The organism is Pseudomonas sp. ICMP 8385, assembly GCF_002699915.1.
Lineage (GTDB): Bacteria > Pseudomonadota > Gammaproteobacteria > Pseudomonadales > Pseudomonadaceae > Aquipseudomonas > Aquipseudomonas gessardii.
This window is the reverse complement of record NZ_LKBY01000110.1, coordinates 26,960-45,823: the sequence shown is the minus strand read 5'-3', so window position 1 is coordinate 45,823 and position 18,864 is coordinate 26,960. Positions and strand designations below refer to the sequence as shown.

19 protein-coding genes are annotated in these 18,864 nt (G+C 62.1%); 10 read left to right on the top strand and 9 right to left on the bottom strand.

Annotation, left to right across the window (positions count from 1 at the left end; genetic code table 11):
• Positions 1-11: 11 nt before the first annotated feature.
• Positions 12-1,538 (bottom strand): MFS transporter, encoded by a 1,527-nt coding sequence (locus AO268_RS19755; protein ID WP_076964592.1) that lies wholly within the window; start codon positions 1,536-1,538, stop codon positions 12-14.
• Between the two features lie 150 nt (positions 1,539-1,688).
• Here AO268_RS19755 and AO268_RS19750 point away from each other — a divergent pair, with 150 nt between their 5' ends.
• Positions 1,689-2,603, top strand: coding sequence for a LysR family transcriptional regulator (locus AO268_RS19750; RefSeq protein ID WP_099169575.1), 915 nt, complete (start codon positions 1,689-1,691; stop codon positions 2,601-2,603).
• On the opposite strand, the gene dhaL is transcribed toward AO268_RS19750, so the two are convergent.
• The 7 genes from dhaL to AO268_RS19715 form a co-directional block, all read right to left on the bottom strand.
• Positions 2,560-3,207, bottom strand: a complete 648-nt coding sequence (gene dhaL / locus AO268_RS19745; RefSeq protein WP_076964590.1) for a dihydroxyacetone kinase subunit DhaL — start codon at positions 3,205-3,207, stop codon at positions 2,560-2,562. The genes AO268_RS19750 and dhaL overlap by 44 nt on opposite strands.
• A gap of 3 nt (positions 3,208-3,210) precedes the next feature.
• On the bottom strand, positions 3,211-4,212 hold the full coding sequence (locus tag AO268_RS19740) for a dihydroxyacetone kinase subunit DhaK (protein WP_076964589.1): 1,002 nt from the start codon (positions 4,210-4,212) through the stop codon (positions 3,211-3,213).
• Between the two features lie 152 nt (positions 4,213-4,364).
• Positions 4,365-5,480: an MDR/zinc-dependent alcohol dehydrogenase-like family protein gene (locus AO268_RS19735; protein WP_099169574.1), complete on the bottom strand. Its 1,116-nt coding sequence runs from the start codon at positions 5,478-5,480 to the stop codon at positions 4,365-4,367.
• 26 nt (positions 5,481-5,506) lie between these two features.
• Positions 5,507-6,262: an SDR family oxidoreductase gene (locus tag AO268_RS19730; protein ID WP_099169573.1), complete on the bottom strand. Its 756-nt coding sequence runs from the start codon at positions 6,260-6,262 to the stop codon at positions 5,507-5,509.
• Between the two features lie 136 nt (positions 6,263-6,398).
• The gene (locus AO268_RS19725) at positions 6,399-7,406 is read right to left on the bottom strand and encodes a substrate-binding domain-containing protein (protein ID WP_099169572.1); all 1,008 of its coding nucleotides are present in this window, start codon (positions 7,404-7,406) and stop codon (positions 6,399-6,401) included.
• 55 nt (positions 7,407-7,461) lie between these two features.
• Positions 7,462-8,439: an ABC transporter permease gene (locus AO268_RS19720; RefSeq protein WP_076964585.1), complete on the bottom strand. Its 978-nt coding sequence runs from the start codon at positions 8,437-8,439 to the stop codon at positions 7,462-7,464.
• Positions 8,436-9,923 carry a sugar ABC transporter ATP-binding protein gene (locus tag AO268_RS19715; RefSeq protein WP_076964584.1) on the bottom strand — a complete coding sequence of 496 codons (1,488 nt, stop codon included), beginning with the start codon at positions 9,921-9,923 and terminating at the stop codon, positions 8,436-8,438. Before AO268_RS19715 ends, AO268_RS19720 begins: the two co-directional genes overlap by 4 nt.
• Before the next feature lie 282 nt (positions 9,924-10,205).
• On the opposite strand from AO268_RS19715, the gene rpiB reads away from it, so the two are divergent.
• The 3 genes from rpiB (at position 10,206) to AO268_RS19695 (ending at position 13,695) form a co-directional block, all read left to right on the top strand.
• Positions 10,206-10,667, top strand: coding sequence for a ribose 5-phosphate isomerase B (gene rpiB / locus AO268_RS19710; protein ID WP_076964583.1), 462 nt, complete (start codon positions 10,206-10,208; stop codon positions 10,665-10,667).
• Positions 10,668-10,730: 63 nt separating this feature from the next.
• The gene (locus AO268_RS19705; protein ID WP_029293725.1) at positions 10,731-11,711 is read left to right on the top strand and encodes a sugar-binding transcriptional regulator; all 981 of its coding nucleotides are present in this window, start codon (positions 10,731-10,733) and stop codon (positions 11,709-11,711) included.
• A 421-nt stretch (positions 11,712-12,132) separates the two neighbouring features.
• Complete coding sequence (locus AO268_RS19695; RefSeq protein ID WP_099169571.1) at positions 12,133-13,695, top strand: TerC family protein; 1,563 nt, start codon at positions 12,133-12,135, stop codon at positions 13,693-13,695.
• On the opposite strand, the gene AO268_RS19690 is transcribed toward AO268_RS19695, so the two are convergent.
• Positions 13,692-14,054, bottom strand: coding sequence for a thioredoxin family protein (locus AO268_RS19690; RefSeq protein ID WP_099169570.1), 363 nt, complete (start codon positions 14,052-14,054; stop codon positions 13,692-13,694). The genes AO268_RS19695 and AO268_RS19690 overlap by 4 nt on opposite strands.
• Positions 14,055-14,359: 305 nt before the next feature.
• Here AO268_RS19690 and AO268_RS19685 point away from each other — a divergent pair, with 305 nt between their 5' ends.
• The 6 genes from AO268_RS19685 to AO268_RS19660 all read left to right on the top strand — a co-directional run bounded on the left by AO268_RS19685 (position 14,360) and on the right by AO268_RS19660 (position 18,862).
• On the top strand, positions 14,360-15,205 hold the full coding sequence (locus AO268_RS19685; protein ID WP_099169569.1) for a transporter substrate-binding domain-containing protein: 846 nt from the start codon (positions 14,360-14,362) through the stop codon (positions 15,203-15,205).
• A gap of 52 nt (positions 15,206-15,257) precedes the next feature.
• The gene (locus tag AO268_RS19680) at positions 15,258-15,920 is read left to right on the top strand and encodes an amino acid ABC transporter permease (protein ID WP_057440843.1); all 663 of its coding nucleotides are present in this window, start codon (positions 15,258-15,260) and stop codon (positions 15,918-15,920) included.
• Between the two features lie 12 nt (positions 15,921-15,932).
• Complete coding sequence (locus AO268_RS19675) at positions 15,933-16,583, top strand: amino acid ABC transporter permease (RefSeq protein WP_076964577.1); 651 nt, start codon at positions 15,933-15,935, stop codon at positions 16,581-16,583.
• Complete coding sequence (locus tag AO268_RS19670; RefSeq protein WP_076964576.1) at positions 16,580-17,347, top strand: amino acid ABC transporter ATP-binding protein; 768 nt, start codon at positions 16,580-16,582, stop codon at positions 17,345-17,347. Before AO268_RS19675 ends, AO268_RS19670 begins: the two co-directional genes overlap by 4 nt.
• 15 nt (positions 17,348-17,362) lie before the next feature.
• On the top strand, positions 17,363-17,752 hold the full coding sequence (locus AO268_RS19665) for a RidA family protein (protein WP_076964575.1): 390 nt from the start codon (positions 17,363-17,365) through the stop codon (positions 17,750-17,752).
• A gap of 345 nt (positions 17,753-18,097) precedes the next feature.
• The gene (locus tag AO268_RS19660; RefSeq protein ID WP_076964599.1) at positions 18,098-18,862 is read left to right on the top strand and encodes an IclR family transcriptional regulator; all 765 of its coding nucleotides are present in this window, start codon (positions 18,098-18,100) and stop codon (positions 18,860-18,862) included.
• The last annotated feature ends 2 nt before the right edge of the window (positions 18,863-18,864 follow it).

The following is an 18,864-nucleotide window of genomic DNA, read 5'->3' as shown; positions in this document are numbered from 1 at the left end:
CAAGCCGGCGCCTACAAGGGGTTGCGTTGCTCCGGCAGCAGCGGCACCGGATGCCGCATCAGCAGGCCCACCACCAGCGCCCCCAGCAGCCCCAATAGCCCCGCCACCCATAACACCCTGGCAAACCCACCGACAAACGCCTGCCACGCCAAGGGTTGCACCAGCCCCTGCGCCGACTCCGGCAGCAGCGCCATGGCCGCAGGCATATCCCCAGCCACCACCCGCGAGGCAATCCCCGGCACCTGGGCCTGCCATTGCGTGCCAAGGCTGGTTTGCAGCAGATGCTCGCTATGGCTGGCCAACAGCGCCCCGTATACCCCGACCGCCAACATGATTGCGCTGAAACGCATGGTGGTACTCATGCCCGACGCCATGCCCGCGCGGTCCCTTGGCACGCAGGCCATGATGTTTTTCTGGGTATCGCCATTGAGCAGGCCGGCACCGGCACCGGTCACGGCTATCGCCAGGGCGAACGGCAGGTAACCGCCGGCAGTCACTGCCCAGGCGCTGAGCAGGTTGCCGCTGCCCACCAGGGCCAGGCCGGCCGCCATCATGGTTGCAGGAGCGAAGCGGCTGGCCAGGCGTGCGCCGATACGCGGGCAGATCAGCATGGTCAGGGCAAACGGCAGCATCCCCAGGCCCGAGGCAATCGCGGAAAACCCCAGGCCGTTTTGCAGGTAGAACGGCAGCAGCGTCATCATCACCTGGGCACAACCGGCATAGGCAAACATCCCCAGCAAGGCCCCGATAAATCGCGGGTACTGGAACAGTTGCAGGTCCACCATGGGCCGGCGTTGCAAACGCTCCACCAGCACAAACAGGCCCAGCAGGAACGCGCCGCCGAGCAACCGCGCATAGGTCAACGGGTTGTCCCAGCCGATCCGGTTGGCTTCGATCAGGCCCCAGATCAGGCACAGCAGGCTGGCGCTGAAGGCCAGACTGCCCCAGGGATCGAGGCGTGCCGCTTGGCTGTCGCGCGATTCCGGGATGGCGTGCAGGACCAGCGCCAGCAAGGCCAGGCCCACCGGCAGGTTGAGGTAGAAAATCCAGCGCCAGCCCATGTAGTGGGTAATCAGGCCGCCAAGGGTCGGGGCAGCGGTCATCGCCACGCCCATGCAGGCGCCCCAGAACGCCCAGGCCTTGGCCCGTTCCAGTTCATCATGAAAGGCATGGCCGATGGAGGCTAGGGCCGAAGTCAACAGCAACGCGGCCCCGACACCCTTCACGGCGCGGGCGATATCCAGCAGCAGTACGCTGGGCGCGGCGCCACAGCCCAGGGAGGCGAGGATAAAAATACCCAGGCCCCACACCAGGGTTTTCTTGCGGCCGAAGCGGTCGGCAATGCTCCCGGCCGGCAGCAGCAGGGCGGCAAACGCCAGCATATAGGCGCTGACGACCCATTCGATATCGGCGAAATTGGCCCCCAGGTCGCGGGCAATGGTCGGCAGGGTCACGGCGACGATGTTGGTGTCGAGGACAATCAGCGAACAAACCCCGGAGGCGGTCAACAGGGTAAGGCGTGGGCTGACCTGGCTCATGGCATGATTACCTGGCAGGCAACAGATAAGCTGGATTTGACGGGCATCACGAGGACTCTCTACTGTGGGCGTCCTGTCAGCTTATCGTCGGCGCTTATCAGTTCTGTTAGCCGAGGCGAGACACTTCATTACCTTTGAGCTAATCCTGTTATGGAAATACGTCATTTCCGCTACTTCCTGGCCGTTGCCCGGCACCGCAACTTCACGCGTGCCGCCGAGCAGCTGGATATTGCCCCGCCCACCTTGAGCCGGCAGATCCAGGATATGGAGCGCACCCTGGGCACCCGCCTGTTTATCCGGCGCCAGCGTGACGTCAGCCTGACGGAGGCGGGCACTGCGCTGTTGGCTGAAGCGGAAGCCACCGTGCGCCAGTTCGAGTTTGCCCAGCGCAATGCCCAGCGCGCCGGGCGTGGCGAGATCGGTCATATCGAATTGGGCTATGTGGCGTCGGCGGTGTATTCCGGGGTGCTGCAACGCCAGGTACAGGGGTTCTGCGCGCAGTTTGCCGATGTCAGCCTCAGCGTGCGGGAAAGCCCCATGGCCCTGCTGCCGGGGCTGGTGGCCGAAGGGCGCTACGACATTGGCTATATCCGCTCGCCCATGACCTTGCCCGATGGCGTGGAGGCGCTACGCCTGGGCAGCGAAGGTTTTGTCCTGGCGCTGCCCCAGGGCTCGTGGCTGCTGGGCTTGAAGGCGATCACCTGCGCGCATTTGCAGAACGAGACCTTCATCCTGCCCGAGCAAATCAGCGGCACCTTGCAGGTGGCCGCACAAGGCGGTTATGCCCCGCGCCTGGGGCCGCAGCCGGGCGGCCTGGTGGCGGTGATTGCCCTGGTGTCGCTGGGGCAGGGCGTGGCGGTGGTGCCGGAGTCGGTGGTGGGGCATGTCAGCCTGCCGGGTGTGCACTACCGCACCATCGAGGGCAGCGATGCCTCGTCGTGGCTGTCGCTGATTTACCGGCGCTTTGAAAAGGCCCCGGCGGTGGCGCGGTATATCCAGCACGTCAAGCACAAGCTCGTGCCTACGGGGCCAGGCGGGGTTGGATCGAGTCCGCCAACTGCGTGAGGATCAGGCAGCACGACACCGCCCCGGCATCCAGTACCCCCAGCGAGCGCTCACCCAGGCGGCTGGCCCGGCCGATCCTGGCCACCAGGTCCCTGGTTGAGTCGCGGCCCTGGGAGGCCGCGCGTTTCATTGCTTCCAGGGCTTCGCTGAAGGACGCACCACTGGCCTGGGCCCGCTCAAATGCTTGCACCGCCGGGATCAGGGTGTCCATCAGGCACTTATCTCCGACGCCGGCTTCGGTGATGTCCTGCAACGAGGTCAGGCCACCGCGCAACAAGTGGGCGAAGGTCGCCGCATCGATGTCTTCGCTGCCGCGCACCTCGTCGGCCATGCCGATAAACAGGCTGCCATACAGCGGGCCCATGGAGCCGCCGATGCCTTCCATCAGGCTCAGGGTCAGTTCGTCCAGGGCCTCGGCCAGGGTCAACTGCCGGCCTTCGATCGTACGGCCGCAATGGGCAAAGCCCTTGGCCATATTGATGCCATGGTCGCCATCGCCAATCGCGCCGTCGACTTCGCTGAGGTATTCACGGTTGGCGACGATCACGCTGACCAGGTCAGCGACAACCGCGCTGCCGTCGTGGGTAGAGAAAGACTGGCTCATGGTTTATTCCGCCTGGGTCATGCCGATGGAGCGGCAAGGTTGGTCGATCAGGGTTTTCAGCTCGGCATCCAGGCCCAGCAGGGTCAGGGTCACGCCCATCATTTCCAGGGAGGTGAAGTAGTTGCCGACATAGCAGCGATGAATCTTCAGGCCCTTGGCCTTGAGCTGGCTTTCGACTTCGGCGTAGAAGATGTACAGCTCCATCACCGGTGTCGCGCCCAGGCCCGAGACCAGCACCACCACGCTGTCATCCTGGCTGAAGTCGCGGTCGGCGAGGATCGGTGCCAGCATGCGCTCGGCCATGGCGGCGGCGGGTTCGATCGGGATTACCTCGATCCCCGGTTCGCCATGATGGCCGATGCCCAGTTCCATCTGGCCGTCCGCGATCTGGAAGTTCGGCTTGCCCACCGCTGCAATGGTGCAGGGCGTCAGGCCGATACCGATGGAGCGGCAGTGATCGACCGCCTTCTGTGCGACGCGGATCACTCCATCCAGGTCATAGTGCTGCGCGGCGGCGGCCCCGCCGATCTTCCACATAAAGATTTCCCCGGCCACCCCGCGCCGCTTGGCGATCTCGGCCTTGGGCGCCGAGGCTACGTCATCGTTGGCAACCACGGTGCGGATCCGCATGTCCTTGCTGGCGGCCATTTTCATCGCCAGCTTCACGTTCATATTGTCGCCGGCATAGTTGCCATACAGGCAGGCCACGCCGGCACCGTGATCGGCGACCCGGAAGGCATCGAAAAAACTCTTGGCGGTGGGCGACGAGAAGATTTCGCCGACGGCCACCGCGTCCACCAGGCCGGGGCCGACGTAGCCGAGGAAGGCCGGCTCATGGCCGGAGCCGCCCCCAGTGACGATGCCCACGCGGCCTGGGCCGGAGGGCTTGGCCTTGCTGATCACACGGGGGTTGCTGTCGCTTTGGCGCAGCTCGGGATGGGCGACCAGAATGCCGCGCAGCATGTCCTCGACCACTTGGTCCGGATCGTTGATGACTCGATTCATAACGCGGGTTCCTGTTCTTGTTGTCTTGGGCGCAGTCATTCAAGTGTAGGAGCGGGCTTGCCCGCGATGGCGGTGTGTCAGAAGACACATGAGTTGGCTGACCCACTGCCATCGCGGGCAAGCCCGCTCCCACATTTGGATGTGTGTTGGGTTCAGGGTTCGAGCACGACCTTCAAGGACTTGTCCCCGCGCTCCATCACCGCAAACGCCTCCTTGAAATCCGCCAGCGCAAACTTGTGGGTCACTACGTCGCGCATGTCGATCTTGCGCTTGCCGATAAAGTCGATGGCCCGCGGGTACATGTATGGGCCCAGGTGTGAGCCGAGCACGTCCAGTTCCTTGCGGTCGCCAATGATCGACCAATCTACCGTGGCCTCGTCGTTGAATACGCTGAATTCGACGAAACGCCCCAGCTTGCGCAGCATCGCCAGGCCCTGGTTCACCGCCTTGTGGTGCCCGGTGGCTTCGATATAGATATCGCAGCCATAGCCGTCGGTGATGTCGCGGATTTTTGCCAGTGCATCGACCTCGGCCGGGTTCCAGACCTCATCGGCGCCCATGCGCAGGGCCAGTTCGGCGCGTTCGGGTTTCATGTCGAGCACGATCAGGCGCTTGGGGTTGCGCATGCGTACCGCGCCGATGATCCCCAGGCCCAGGGTGCCGGCGCCAGCTACCACTACTACATCGTCGAAATCCACATTGGCCCGTTCCGCCGCGTGCAGCGAGCAGGCCAGGGGTTCGATGAGGATCGCTTCGTCTGGCGCGATGGAGTCGGGCACCTGGTGAATGATGCCTTCCTTGGTGAAAATCATGTACTGGGCCATGGCGCCCTGGACGTTGTTCTGGAAGCCGTAGAGGTCGTGTTTCTGACACATCCAGTACTGGCCGTGGTTGCAGAAGCGGCAGCCCCAGCACGGCACGATCTGCTCGGAAATCACCCGGTCGCCGACCTTCACCCCACGCTTCTCGGCGCCCGGGCCCAGGGCGACCACGCGGCACACAAACTCATGCCCGGGAATCATCGGCGGCTTGACGTAGCGCGGCTGCTCGGCGTCGCCCCAGAACGACGGCGCGCCGCGGTAGGTCTTGATATCGCCCATGCAGATGCCGCACAGCTCGACCTTGGTCAGGATCTCGTCGGGGCCTGGCGTCGGTACATCGACGGTTTCCAGGCGATAGTCTTCCGGGCCATGGCAGACCACGGCCTGCATGGTCTTGGGGATTACCGGGTGGAGTTGTTCGGCGGTACGTTCGGTAGCGGTGGACATGACAGACCTCACGACGAATAGATGGATTACTGAATGCTGTAGCCGCCGTCGATCACCATGTTGGCGCCGGTGATCATCTGGGCTGCGTCGCTGAGCAGGTACAACGCCAGCCCGGCGATTTCATCCGGCTGGGCAAAACGGCCCGCCGGGATCTGCAATTTGGCCCGTTCGCCCACATCGCCGGCCCAGGCTTTCTTGCCCAGGGCGGTCTCGACGATGGTGGGGGAGATGGCATTTACCGTGATGTGTGGCGCCCATTCCATGGCCAGGACCTTGGTCATGCCGACAATCGCAGCCTTGCTCGCGCAATAGGCCACATGCCGATCCAGGCCGATCACCGCCGCCTGGGACGCCAGGTTGACGATGCGCCCGCTGCCCTGGGCGAGCATATGCCGGGCGCAGGCCTGGGCCACGAAAAAGCTGGCCTTGAGGTTGATCTCCAGGGTGATGTCCCAGGCGTTTTCGCTGACATCGATGGCCTTGTCCAACATCACCACGCCGGCGCTGTTGACCAGGCAGTCCAGGCGCTTGAAGTGCGCGACCACGTAGTCGATGCTGCTCTGCACCTGGTCGAGCTGGCGCAGGTCGACGGCCAGGCCCAGATGCCCGTTGCCCAGGCTGGCGGCGATTTCAACCACGGCCGGATCACGGTCGAGCAGGGCCACGCGCACGCCACGCTCCACCAGCAAGTGGGCACACGCCAGACCGATCCCCGCAGCCCCGCCGGTGATCACGGCGCAACGACCGGTGAGGTCGAAGGCTTGGTTCCAGAATCCAGACATTGGTTTAACTCCATTCTCAAAAACAGTGGAGATCGGATGTGGGAGCTGGCTTGCCTGCGATGCGGGCACCTGGGTCTGTCAGGGATACCGAGGTGATGCAATCGCAGGCAAGCCAGCTCCCACATTGACCGCGTTGCTATTTAGTACCGCTGACCTGCTGGTACAGCGCATCCGCATTGGCATTGGTCACCGGCACCCACGGCAGGATGTAGTTCTTCGCGGTGCCGTCGCCCCAGGTTACGTCCTTGGCATAGCGCTCCCAGATCACCGACTTGGGTTTGTAGTCTTCACCCGCCAGTTGCCGCAGGGCTACGTCCAGTGCGCCCTGGGACTGGGCCTGGGCGTCTTGCAGGAAGGTGGTGACTTCATCTCTTTTGGCTGCCTGAATGGCGTCGGGCATGCCGTCGATGGAGGTGACGGGCACCTCTTTGGAGGTCAGGCCATGGGATTTGAGGGCCTGCACGGCGCCCAGAGCCATGTCGTCGTTTTGTGCGATCACCCCGTTGATGCCCTTGGGGTGGGCGTTGAGCCAGTCCTCGGTCAGGCTCAGGGCCTGGGCGCGGTCCCAGTTGGCGGTCTTTTTCTCGATGATCTTGATCCCGGGGTGCTTGCCCAGCACTTCCAGTTCGCCTTTTTCGCGGTCGATCTGTGCCGACTGGCCAATCGGGCCCTGGATGATCACCACATTGCCCTTGCCCTGGAGCTTGTCGACCATGGCCTGGGCCTGCAGGCGCCCGCCCTCGACATCATCGTTACCCACGTACGGCACGTTGGCATCGGCGACTTTGGTGTTGGAGGCGATCACCACCACATCGTTGGCCATCGCCTGCTTCACCGTGCCCACCCCGGCCTTGGTGTCGATCGGCACGAAGAGGATCGCGTCGTAGCGCTGGGTGACCATGTTTTCGATCTGGTTGTTCTGGGTCAGCGCGTCATAGTTGCCGTCGAACACGGTCAACTGCACGGTGCCGTCCTTGACTGCCGGATGTTCCTTGAGCTCGCGCACCCAGTTCTGCATGAACTGGCCCTTGAGGCCGTACACGGCGGCGCCGACTTTGTAGGTCTTGCCATCGGCGGCCAGGGTGATGCTGCTGGCGAGCAGGGAGAGGGCCGCCACGGCGGCAAACGATGTAGCGAATTTCATGATGAGAACCCCGTTTATTGTTGTGGTCGTTCAGTTCGGATCAGAGCAAAAGCGACTAGCGTTTTTTCTTGCGCCACACGTCAATCAACACCGCGAGCACGATGATCAGGCCCTTGGCGACCTGCTGGTAATAGGAGGACACACCGAGCAGGTTCAGGCCGTTGTTGATCACCCCGATCAGCAGGGCGCCGAACAGCGTGCCGACGATGGTGCCGACGCCGCCGGACAAACTGGTGCCGCCGATCACCACCGCGGCAATCGCATCCAGCTCATAGGACATGCCGGCCTGGGGCAGGGCGGAGGTGGTGCGCGCCGACAGCACCACACCCGCCAGGCCGGCGAGCAGGCCCGAGACCACGTACACCGAGAACGTCACCTTGCGCACGCCAATCCCCGAGGTGCGCGCGCTTTTTTCGTTGCCACCCACCGCGTACACGTAGCGCCCGTAGGTGGTGTAGCGCAGCACCATCCAGAAAATCAGCGCGACCACGGCAAAGATGATGATCGGTACGCCAATCGGCCCAAGCTTGCCGATGCCCAGGGCCAGGTAGGCGTCCGGCAGGTCGGTGACCGGGCTGCCGTCGTTGAGGATAAAGGTCATGCCCCGGGCAATACTCAGCATGCCGAGGGTGGCGACAAAGGGCGGGATCGACAGGTTGGCCACCATAAAACCGTTCACCACCCCCAGCATCGCCCCGGCAAACATCCCGGCGCTGACCGCCGCCAGCAGGCCGTAGCCCTGGGTCGCGACCAGGGCGCTGCACAGCCCGGCAAAGGCGAGGATCGAACCCACCGAGAGGTCGATGCCCTTGGTCAGGATCACATAGGTCATGCCCACGGCCAGGATGCCGTTGATCGAGGTCTGGCGCAGGATGTCCATCCAGTTGCGCCAGGTCATGAAGTATTCGCTGGAAAACGCCATGACCACGCACAGCAGGATAAACACCAGCGGCAGGCCAAAGCGGTCGAGGGAAAGCCGCAGGCGGCTGCGCGAAGGGGTGGTCAGCGGGGCGGCAAGGGTTTTGGCATTCATGAGGCAAGACTCAACAAGGCTTCCTGGGAAAGGGCGGTGTCGCTGCTGATAGTCACCAGCCGGCCGCCCTTGAAAATCGCGATACGGTCGCTTAGGTGCAGCAGTTCCGGGGCTTCGGACGACACCACGATGGCCGCGCCACCGGCGCGCACGAACTGGTCGAGCAAGTGATAGATCTCCTGCTTGGCGCCTTCATCGATACCCCGGGTCGGCTCATCGCACAAAAGGCACACCGGTTGGGTCGACAGGCACTTGGCAAGCACCACTTTCTGCTGGTTGCCACCGCTCATGGAGGCCACTGGCAGGTTCAGGGAGGTGGTCTTGATCTGCAGGCGCTTGACCATGTCCGCCGCCAACTGGTTTTCCTTGCGTGCATTGATCAGCGACCAGTTCGACAGCTGCTTGTACGCCGACAACGCGATGTTCGAGAGGATGCTGGAGCTGAGCACCAGGCCGCTTTCCTTGCGGTCTTCGGTGACCAGGGACATGCCGGCGCGGATGGTCGCCTTGGGCAGGCCGATGGGCATCGGCTTGCCTTGCAGGGTGACGCTGCCGGCGTCCGGGGTGGTCAGGCCGTAGATGCAATTGAGGAACTCGCTGCGCCCCGAGCCCATCAGGCCGTAGATGCCGAGGATTTCGCCCTGGCGCACTTGCAGGCTGATGTCCTGGAACTCGCCGCTACGGCTCAGGCCCTGGACGTCCAGGCAGCACTCGGCGGCGCTTGCGCGGCCGACCTTGTGATCGATGCGCGTCAGCTCCTGGCCGACGATACCGCGCACCAGGTGGGCGCGGTCGATATCGGCCATGCGCCCGCTTTCGACGAAGGCGCCATCGCGCAAGATGCTGTAGTCGTCGGCAATCTGTGCTAGCTCGCTGAGGCGATGGGACACATACACGATCCCGGCGCCACGGGCGGTGAGGCGGCGGATGGCCTTGAACAGGGTCTCGGCTTCGCGCTCGCCGATGGCGGAGGTGGGTTCGTCCATGATCATCACCTGGCAGTCATGGCTGAACGCCTTGGCGATCTCCACCAGTTGGATCTGCGCCACGCTCAAGCGATGCATGGGCGTGGTGGCTTCGACGTCGAACTCCAGGCTTTCCAGGAGTTCGCGGGTGCGTAGGTGTAGTGCCTTGCTGTCGACGATGCAGCCGACGCGCCGTGGTTCGCGGCCCAGCCAGATATTTTCGGCGACGCTCATGTAGGGGATTGGTTCCAGCTCCTGGGTGATCATCGCGACCCCCGCCGCCAATGCTTCGCTGGGGCGATGGAAATGCACGGGGGCGCCATTGAGCAGGATGCTGCCGGCGTCACGCTGGGTGATGCCCATCAAGATACTGAGGAACGTGGATTTGCCGGCGCCATTGCCGCCGCACAGGGCATGCACACTGCCGGCCCGCAGCGAGAGGCGGCCGTCACGCAGGGCGGGAATGCCCGCGTAGGCCTTGGCGACGTGTTCAGCCTGGAGCAGTAATGGCGTGGCCATCGGCGTGTCCTCGTGCTGTGAGTTCTTATTAGGTACACAGTCGTGTTGCTGCGTGATCATATGTGTACCAAATGAAATTCTGATCAGTCAATCTCTTTCACTGAAAACTTGTAGTTGCCTGCATTTTATTGATGGGTGGCGTTTTAGAGGGGGTTGACTGGTGGGTCAGTTAAAACGTACTTGACAGTTGCGGAGGAATATCCGAGAAATGACTGATAGAAATTTCATTGAGTGATCATATGATCAGTCTTAAGCGTCACCATGACAGCGGAGCCTAATGCCATGAACACACCTTTTCCGGTGGCTATCGGATGCGACGAAGCGGGTTTTGAGCTCAAGGAGCTGTTGAGGCGCCATATCGAGGCGCTGGGGTATCCGGTGACCGACTTTGGCACCCATTCCACGGCGCCGGTGCTCTACCCGGATATTGCGCTGGCGGTGGCCACGGCCATCAATGCCGGGCAACAGCGCCTGGGGGTGCTGGTGTGTGGCACGGGCATTGGCATGGCCATCTCGGCCAATAAAGTGTTGGGCATTCGCGCGGCCCAGGCCCATGACACCTATTCGGCGGAGCGCGCGCGCAAGAGCAACGATGCGCAGATCCTGTCCATCGGTGCGCGGGTGGTGGGGGCGGAGCTGGCCAAGAGCATCGTCACCGCGTTTCTGGCCTCGGAGTTCGAGGCGGCGCGTTCCGGGGCCAAGGTCGAGCGCATCAATGCCATTGAGCGTGATGGGCATCAGTAGTGGACGTGGCGGGGCAAGAGTCGGGAGAATGCGCCTTTGACGCCGAAACGGAAGCCCGTCCCCATGAGTGACAGTACCCTGCGCACCGCCAGCGATATCGATCTGATGACCGAAGTGGCGATGCTCTATTACCTTGAGAACGTCACTCAGGAAGCCATCGCCAAGCGCTTTGACCTGTCCCGGGCCAAAGTCAGCCGGCTGCTCAAGCGCGCGCGCGATGAAGGGATTGTCGAGGTGCGGGTGTTGCAGCATCCGGCGATGAACAACGAACTGGAACAGGCGCTGGTGGAGCGTTTCCAGTTGGATCGCGCGTTGATCGCGGTCGACCACAGCGACGCCGACACCCAGCGCTCCGCCGTGGCCAGCCTGGTGGCCAACTACCTGAACAAAACCCTGGGCGACGGCATGATTGTCGCCGTGGGCATGGGCCGTAATGTCGGGGCCGTGGCCGATAACGTGTTTTTGCCGGTGACGCGCAACTGCACATTTGTCTGTGCCATCGGCGGTTCGCTCAAGGCCGGCGAATACATGAATCCCGACCATATCTGCCGCCGCCTGGCCCTGCGCTTTGGCGGCGAGAGCGAAAGCCTGTACGCCCCGGCGCTGGTGGCCAACCCGGAACTGCGCAGCGTGCTGATCAGCAACGACACCGTACGCTCCACCCTCGACCGTGCACGGCGTGCCGATATGGCGCTGATCGGCATTGGCGACATGAGCGAGAACAGCAATATGGTGCGCATGGGCTGGTTCTCCCCCCAGGAAATCGCCCAGGCGCGCTTGTCCGGCACGGTGGGCGACATGATGGGCTACGACTTTATCGACATCCACGGCCAGCCGGCGGTCAACGCCATCCAGGGGCGGGTGATCGGCTTGACGGTGCAGGAGTTGTTCCGCATTCCCGATGTGGTGGCGATTGCCAGTGAAAACACCAAGGCCGCCGCGACCCTGGGGGCGTTGCGCTCGGGGGTGATCAATACCCTGGCGACCACGGTGACCAATGCCCACACCATCCTGGCGCTGGACGACGCTACCCGTAAAACTTGATACAACACGGGTCGAAATGTGGACACTGGTTTGTGTGTGGGCTGGCTTGTGTGGGAGCTGGCTTGCCTGCGATGCAGACACCTCGGTGCATCAGTTAGACCGAGGCGATGCTATCGCAGGCAAGCCAGCTCCCACACAAGCCCACAGCACATGTTTTCGGGCATCTGCTTTTACAGATCTTGTAATAGTTTTAAATTGTAGGAAATTTGTATTTCCACTGTAGGATTAAAGTCCTTTTTTCACTGCAGGACTTGCATGAACACCCTCTCGGAGCCCCCCAGTCGTCTTTCCCCAAGACCGCTACTGCCGCCGTTCCCGCTCAAACATCCTCTATTCAGACTGCTAACCTTTTCCCGGTCACCCGACCGCGTCTTGTTGTGCCCGGCATTCTGAACATCAATAAAGAGACAGAGACTTCTATATGGAATGGTTAGCGGATCCAACGGCCTGGCTCGGCCTGTTGACCTTGATTGTGCTGGAACTGGTGCTGGGTATCGACAACCTGGTGTTTATCGCGATCCTGGCGGACAAGCTGCCACCGGAGCAGCGCGACCGTGCGCGGTTGATCGGTTTGTCCCTGGCACTGCTGATGCGCCTGGGCCTGTTGGCGAGTATTTCCTGGTTGGTGACCCTGACCCAGCCGTTGTTCGAGGTGTTCGACAAGAGCTTCTCCGGGCGTGACCTGATCATGTTGTTTGGTGGTGTGTTCCTGTTGTTCAAGGCCACCATGGAATTGCATGAACGGCTCGAAGGGCACGTTACCGAACGCACCGGCAATGCGGCCTACGCGATGTTCTGGCCGATCGTGGCGCAGATCGTGGTGCTGGACGCAGTGTTCTCCCTGGACGCGGTGATTACTGCGGTCGGCATGGTGGATGAACTGGCGATCATGATGATTGCGGTGGTCGTGTCCATCGGTGTGATGATTGTGGCCAGCAAGCCGCTGACCCGTTTCGTCAATGCGCACCCGACGGTGATCATGCTGTGCCTGGGCTTCTTGATGATGATCGGTTTTGCCCTGACCGCCGAAGGCCTGGGCTTCCATATCCCCAAAGGCTACCTGTACGCGGCCATCGGTTTCTCGATTTTGATCGAGGTGTTCAACCAGATCGCCCGGGCGCGCCGCAAGAAGTCGGCGCAGGGCCTGCGGCCGATCCGTGAGCGTACCGCCCATGCGGTGATGCGCCTGTTGGGTGGGCGCAGCCTGGCGGTCGAGGAAGTGGGTGAAGACGTGACCGACCTGTTGGGCGACCCACAGGGCCAGCAAGGCCCGCTGTTTGACCGGCGTGAGCGCGTGATGATCAGCGGTGTATTGCAGTTGGCCGAACGGCCGATCCGCAGCTTGATGACCCCGCGAGCGAATGTCGACTGTATCGACTTGGCCGACGACCCGGAGACGATTCGCCTGAAGCTGATGCACTCGTCCTACTCGCGCTTGCCGCTGATCCGCAATGGCGCGGTGGATGAGCCCCTGGGCTTCGTGCACAAGAAGGAGCTGCTCAAGGAGTACCTGGCCGGCAATGAGCCGAACCTGGAACACCTGGCGCGACGGGCGATCAACCTGCTCGACAGCTTCTCGATCCTCAACGCCCTGGAGCAGATGCGCCAGGAGTCGACGCACATTGCCTTCGTGATCAACGAATTCGGCGACTTCATGGGGGTGTTGAGCATGACCGACATCCTGGAGTCCATCGCCGGTGAGTTGCCGGACGCCAGCGAAGTCGAAGGCCCGGACATCGTCGAGGAACAGGGCGGTTACCGCGCCAACGGTGCGTTGAACCTGAACCTGATTCGCCAGCGTACCGGCTTTCAGGCGGTGGCCACCGAGGATTACCAGACCCTTGCCGGGCTGGTCATGAGCCTGCTGGACCGCCTGCCGGCGGTGGGTGACAGCCTGGAGTACGAAGGCTGGCGCTTGACCGTGGCGGCAGTGGAGGAGCGCCGGGTGACGCAGGTGCTGTTGACCCCTATCGCGGCGGGTTAACGGGGCCTGGCCCTTTTGGTCGGCACGCCACGGGTGTGCCGCTCGAAGGTTTTCTTCAGGGTCTGCTCCTGGGTCTCCCAGGGGCCGAACCCCTTGAGTTTCTCCAGCAGCCTGCCGTTTTTCAGGATCAGCAGCGTCGGTGTGCCGGTGACCTCGGGATGCCGTGGGGTCTGGCTCGTATCGAGGACATAAAGGGCTGCCTGGCGGCGATAGCGGCTGGCCACTTTGCTGAACAGTGGCTTGGCCGCGCCGCACGCCGGGCACTGGGGCGATACAAAGAGCATGAACACCGTGCGGGGTGTCTGCAGCGCCCGTCTATACGCATCCGCGTCGTCGATCACCGTGTTGATCAACCCCATGACACTCTCCTTATAGGCCTGTGGCCAAACCCTAAGCCGGGTGGGCCAGGCGGTCTACTGTCAGAATTCACAGGTAGCGCACGCCAATGTGACGGATCGCTACGGATTGGGGTGCACGGTAGCAGTGTGCCTGCTGTCACGGGCGGGGCCCGGGTTGTCGGTGTATTTCTATCTATCTGATTTAAAACAACTTTAACCCTCCAATATTCTTCTGTTACGGGCTGTGGCACACTTTCTGCTTTTTATTCCGCTATTGCATACCTTATTCCGGTATAGCGGAATAAATAACCCTTGGAGTGCTTGCCATGCATCGCCGACCCTCCCTGTTAAAAGCCGGTGTTTTTCTCTTTGTCGCCGCCGTGTCCCTCGCCAGCCAGGTACAGGCCGACAGCAAGCTCGATGACGTGCTCAAGCGTGGGCATCTGATTGTCGGTACCGGCAGTACCAATGCGCCGTGGCATTTCCAGGGCGCGGATGGCAAGTTGCAGGGGTTCGATATCGATATCGGGCGCATGGTCGCCAAGGGCCTGTTTAACGATCCGAGCAAGGTCGAGTTTGTGGTGCAGTCGTCCGATGCGCGCATCCCCAACCTGTTGACCAACAAAGTCGACATGAGCTGCCAGTTCATCACCGTCACCGCCAGCCGCGCGCAGCAGGTGGCGTTTACCCTGCCGTACTACCGCGAAGGCGTGGGCCTGCTGTTGCCGGCCAACAGCCAATACCAGCAAATCGAAGACCTGCAGGCCGCGGGCGATGGCGTCACCGTGGCGGTGCTGCAAAACGTCTACGCCGAAGAACTGGTGCACCAGGCGCTGCCCAAGGCCAAGGTCGACCAATACGACAGCGTCGACCTGATGTACCAGGCGGTGAACTCCGGGCGTGCCGACGCCGCTGCCACCGACCAGTCCTCGGTCAAGTACCTGATGGTGCAGAACCCCGGGCGCTACCGCAGCCCGAGCTACGCCTGGAGCCCGCAAACCTACGCGTGCGCGGTCAAACGTGGCGATCAGGACTGGCTGAACTTCGTCAACACCGCCCTGCATGAAGCCATGACCGGCGTCGAGTTCCCCACCTACGCGGCCTCGTTCAAGCAGTGGTTTGGCGTCGATCTGCCGACCCCGGCGATTGGTTTTCCGGTGGAATTCAAATGATTGTCGAGCGCGGGGCGTCGCAACGGGCGCCCCGCTCAAGGTAGTGCCGAGCATGAACTATCAGTTGAATTTTGCCGCAGTCTGGCGCGATTTCGACACCTTGCTGGCGGGGCTCGGCCTGGGCCTGCAACTGGCCTTGCTGTCGATTGCCATCGGCTGCGTGATCGGCCTGTTGATGGCTTTTGCCATGCTGTCCAGGCACCGTGCGCTGCGGATTCTGGCCTCGGTGTATGTGACGGTGGTGCGCAACACGCCGATCCTGGTGCTGATCCTGTTGATCTACTTTGCCTTGCCCAGTTTGGGCATCCGCCTGGACAAGATCCCCTCGTTCATCATCACCCTGTCGCTGTACGCCGGGGCCTACCTGACCGAAGTGTTCCGTGCCGGCCTGTTGAATATTCCCAAGGGCCTGCGCGAAGCCGGCCTGGCGATTGGCCTGGGGGAGTGGCAGATCCGCGCTTACATCACGGTGCCGGTGATGCTGCGCAACGTGCTGCCGGCGCTGTCGAACAACTTTATCTCGCTGTTCAAGGACACCTCCCTGGCGGCGGCGATTGCCGTGCCGGAGCTGACCTATTACGCCCGCAAGATCAACGTCGAAAGCTACCGGGTGATTGAAACCTGGCTGGTGACGACCGCGCTCTACGTGGCGGCCTGCTATCTCATCGCCATGCTGCTCCGATACCTGGAACAGCGCCTGGCGATCCGTCGCTAAGAGGGGGTCTCCATGGATTGGCTGCATGAGTTGTGGATTGCCCGGACAACCCTGTGGGCCGGGTTCCAGACCAGCGTGTATTGCTCGGTGCTGGCGATTATTTTCGGCACCCTGATCGGCATCGTCGCCGGGCTGGTGCTGACCTACGGCAAGTTCTGGATGCGCGCGCCATTTCGCCTGTACGTCGACCTGATCCGCGGCACTCCGGTGTTTGTGCTGGTGCTGGCCTGCTTCTATATGGCGCCGGCGCTGGGCTGGCAGATCGGTGCGTTCCAGGCCGGCGCCCTGGGCCTCACGCTGTTTTGCGGCTCCCATGTCGCCGAGATTGTGCGCGGTGCGCTGCAAGCCATTCCCCGTGGGCAACTGGAGGCCGGCAAGGCCATTGGCCTGAGTTTCTACCAGTCCCTGGGCTATGTGCTGTTGCCCCAGGCGTTGCGGCAGATTTTGCCAACCTGGGTCAATTCCTCCACCGAGATCGTCAAGGCCTCGACCCTGCTGTCGGTGATCGGCGTTGCCGAGTTGCTGTTGAGCACCCAGCAAGTCATCGCCCGGACCTTTATGACCCTGGAGTTCTACCTGTTCGCCGGTTTTCTGTTCTTTGTCATCAACTACGCCATCGAGTTATTCGGGCGCTACATTGAAAAACGGGTGGCCTTGCCATGAATCAACCCTTGCTCAACATCAGCGGCCTGCGCAAGCAATACGGCGCGGTGGAAGTCCTCAAGGGCGTCGACCTGTCGCTACAGCGCGGCAATGTGGTGACGTTGATCGGCTCCAGCGGCTCGGGCAAGACCACGCTGCTGCGCTGCGTCAACCTGCTGGAGGAGTTCCAGGGCGGGCAGATCACCCTCGATGGTGAGTCCATTGGCTATCGTGAAATTGCCGGCAAGCGCGTGCGCCACCCGGAAAAACTCATCGCCCAGCACCGCGCCATGACCGGCATGGCGTTCCAGCAATTCAACCTGTTCCCCCATCTGAGCGCGTTGCAAAACGTCACCCTGGGCCTGCTCAAGGTCAAGCATATGGGCAAGGACGAGGCAGTGGCCCTGGCGGAAAAATGGCTGGAGCGCGTCGGCCTGCTGGAACGGCGCAACCACTTCCCCGGTCAGTTGTCCGGCGGTCAGCAACAGCGGGTGGCGATTGCCCGGGCGATTGCGATGAACCCCAGCCTGATGCTGTTCGACGAAGTGACCTCGGCGCTGGACCCGGAGTTGGTCGGCGAAGTGCTCAGTGTGATCAAGGGCCTGGCGCAAGAGGGCATGACCATGTTGCTGGTGACCCACGAAATGCGCTTTGCCTACGAGGTCTCGGACACTATCGTATTTATGAACCAGGGGCGGATTGAAGAGCAGGGGCCGCCCCAAGACATCTTCGAGCGCCCGCAATCGCCACGCCTGGCGGAATTTCTGAAAAATATTCGGTTTTAATCAAGGAGCAACTTTATGAGCATTACTCGTTACGGCGCCGGCAGCACCGCCGGTGGTGGCCAACCCCGCCCATTCGCCCGTGCGGTGGAGGCGGATGGCTGGTTGTACGTGTCGGGCCAGGTGCCGGCGGTGGACGGTGAGATCATCAATGGCGGGATTGTCGAGCAGACCCACCAGACCATGAAGAACGTCGTGGCGATCCTTGCAGAGGCCGGCTATGGGCTCAAAGACGTGGTCCGGGTCGGTGTATGGCTGGAAGACCCCCGGGATTTCTGGAGTTTCAACAAGGTCTTCGGCGAGTACTTCACCCCCGAACACGCCCCGGCGCGGGCCTGTGTGCAGGCGAACATGATGGTCGATTGCAAGGTTGAGATCGATTGCGTGGCCTACAAGAAAAAAGGCTGAATGCCTGACTTCAAGACCACACAAATCCAATGTGGACTGGGTTTGGGTGGGAGCGGGCTTGCCCGCGATAGCATAGTGTCAGTCGCTAAATAGTTGGCTGATACACCGCTATCGCGGGCAAGCCCTAATGCCAGTCAGTTAAGCGGATTCTGCTTTCTGTAGGAGCGAGCTTGCTCGCGAAGGACGTCAACGATAACGCGTGTTTGCTAGGTAAACGCGGCGCTCTCAAGTTCTCCGCGAGCAAGCTCGCTCCTACAAAAAGGCTTAACTGACTGGCATTAGGGCAAGCCCGCTCCCACAAAAGCCCTGTTCTTACATGGACCTCTTACGCTAATGAAGACCGCCATGACCGAAGACACCATCAAACGCCGCGCAAAGGGCCTGGACCGGGCGTTCGATATCCTTGATTTTCTCAAGGAAGTCGGCCAGCCCCTGCGCCCCAACGATATTGCCAGTGGTATCGGCAGCCCCAAGTCCACGGTCTACGAACTGGTCGCCTCCCTGCTGGAACGGCGGATTCTCGAAGCCGTGGGCAAGGACGGGCATGTGTACCTGGGACGCCAGTTGTACTTCCTCGGCCAGGCCCACTTGCGCCATTTCGACCTGACCCGCGAGGCCGATCACGCCTTGCAGGCGATCGTCAGGCAAACCCGCGAGACCGCGCAAATGTGCCTGCTCAACGGGCGCAAGTACACGGTGGCGTTGATGCGCGAGGGCGAGCGGCATTTCCGGATTTCTTCGGATATCGGTGAAAACGCGCCGATTCCCTGGACCGCTTCCGGGCGCTTGTTGCTGGGGCATTTGAGCGACCAGCAGATCATCGAGCTGATCGACCACGACGACTTTATCCTGCCGGATGGCCAGCGCCTGCCCCTGGCGACCTTCCTCGGGCAGATTCGCCAGGCCAGCCTCGATGGTTTCTTTTCCTTCGACAGTGTCGCCGACACCTTTACCCACTGCTTTGCCGCCCCGGTGCGCGATGCCCAGGGCGTCGCCATTGCGACCCTGTGTATCGTCGCCCCACGGGCCGACGCCAAGAACAATTACGACGACTACCGCCGGGTGCTGATCGAAAGCGCCAACACCCTGGCCCGTCGCATCAACGAATAGCG

Bases quoted from the DNA above. Each gene is read 5' to 3' on its own strand.
- AO268_RS19755 (WP_076964592.1), bottom strand. From the start codon at position 1,538: ATGAGCCAGGTCAGCCCACGCCTTACCCTGTTGACCGCCTCCGGGGTT.
- AO268_RS19750 (WP_099169575.1), top strand. From the start codon at position 1,689: ATGGAAATACGTCATTTCCGCTACTTCCTGGCCGTTGCCCGGCACCGC.
- dhaL (WP_076964590.1), bottom strand. From the start codon at position 3,207: ATGAGCCAGTCTTTCTCTACCCACGACGGCAGCGCGGTTGTCGCTGAC.
- AO268_RS19740 (WP_076964589.1), bottom strand. From the start codon at position 4,212: ATGAATCGAGTCATCAACGATCCGGACCAAGTGGTCGAGGACATGCTG.
- AO268_RS19735 (WP_099169574.1), bottom strand. From the start codon at position 5,480: ATGTCCACCGCTACCGAACGTACCGCCGAACAACTCCACCCGGTAATC.
- AO268_RS19730 (WP_099169573.1), bottom strand. From the start codon at position 6,262: ATGTCTGGATTCTGGAACCAAGCCTTCGACCTCACCGGTCGTTGCGCC.
- AO268_RS19725 (WP_099169572.1), bottom strand. From the start codon at position 7,406: ATGAAATTCGCTACATCGTTTGCCGCCGTGGCGGCCCTCTCCCTGCTC.
- AO268_RS19720 (WP_076964585.1), bottom strand. From the start codon at position 8,439: ATGAATGCCAAAACCCTTGCCGCCCCGCTGACCACCCCTTCGCGCAGC.
- AO268_RS19715 (WP_076964584.1), bottom strand. From the start codon at position 9,923: ATGGCCACGCCATTACTGCTCCAGGCTGAACACGTCGCCAAGGCCTAC.
- rpiB (WP_076964583.1), top strand. From the start codon at position 10,206: ATGAACACACCTTTTCCGGTGGCTATCGGATGCGACGAAGCGGGTTTT.
- AO268_RS19705 (WP_029293725.1), top strand. From the start codon at position 10,731: ATGAGTGACAGTACCCTGCGCACCGCCAGCGATATCGATCTGATGACC.
- AO268_RS19695 (WP_099169571.1), top strand. From the start codon at position 12,133: ATGGAATGGTTAGCGGATCCAACGGCCTGGCTCGGCCTGTTGACCTTG.
- AO268_RS19690 (WP_099169570.1), bottom strand. From the start codon at position 14,054: ATGGGGTTGATCAACACGGTGATCGACGACGCGGATGCGTATAGACGG.
- AO268_RS19685 (WP_099169569.1), top strand. From the start codon at position 14,360: ATGCATCGCCGACCCTCCCTGTTAAAAGCCGGTGTTTTTCTCTTTGTC.
- AO268_RS19680 (WP_057440843.1), top strand. From the start codon at position 15,258: ATGAACTATCAGTTGAATTTTGCCGCAGTCTGGCGCGATTTCGACACC.
- AO268_RS19675 (WP_076964577.1), top strand. From the start codon at position 15,933: ATGGATTGGCTGCATGAGTTGTGGATTGCCCGGACAACCCTGTGGGCC.
- AO268_RS19670 (WP_076964576.1), top strand. From the start codon at position 16,580: ATGAATCAACCCTTGCTCAACATCAGCGGCCTGCGCAAGCAATACGGC.
- AO268_RS19665 (WP_076964575.1), top strand. From the start codon at position 17,363: ATGAGCATTACTCGTTACGGCGCCGGCAGCACCGCCGGTGGTGGCCAA.
- AO268_RS19660 (WP_076964599.1), top strand. From the start codon at position 18,098: ATGACCGAAGACACCATCAAACGCCGCGCAAAGGGCCTGGACCGGGCG.